The sequence below is a fragment of the Pseudoalteromonas sp. S3785 genome (assembly GCF_005887365.1).
Lineage (GTDB): Bacteria > Pseudomonadota > Gammaproteobacteria > Enterobacterales > Alteromonadaceae > Pseudoalteromonas.
This window is the reverse complement of record NZ_PNCT01000230.1, coordinates 1-347: the sequence shown is the minus strand read 5'-3', so window position 1 is coordinate 347 and position 347 is coordinate 1. Positions and strand designations below refer to the sequence as shown.

Here is a 347-nt window from a genome sequence, read left to right as displayed (position 1 = left end):
CAAGTTTTTTAACCGAAAAACGGTCCACTTGAACATTAAAATCAACGTTAGCTTTATCTCTAAAGGGTTCTTATTTACCATTTTAAGATTACTTAGCTTCTCCCATTAGTTGCCCGTCTTCTTTTAAACTCGTAACTTAGGTTTTAGAGAGGTTTTGTGCAGTGGTAATGTTGTTAATAGTAGCGTTTATATTTGATATATTGGTTGGCTGAGATGCTTCGCTGGTGGGATTAACTAGAGTTACATTACCTTTCTCTCTATGACGCTTATCGACTGAAAACGGTACCAGATCATTGGCAAGGCCGACCCACGTTGTCTCGTCTTTAACTTGTTGGTTTTGTTCTGCA

1 pseudogene is annotated in these 347 nt (G+C 38.0%); it reads right to left on the bottom strand.

Annotation, left to right across the window (positions count from 1 at the left end):
• Positions 1 to 136 precede the first annotated feature (136 nt).
• Positions 137 to 347 (bottom strand): annotated as a pseudogene (locus CWC17_RS19810) (DUF748 domain-containing protein); the annotation flags it as partial.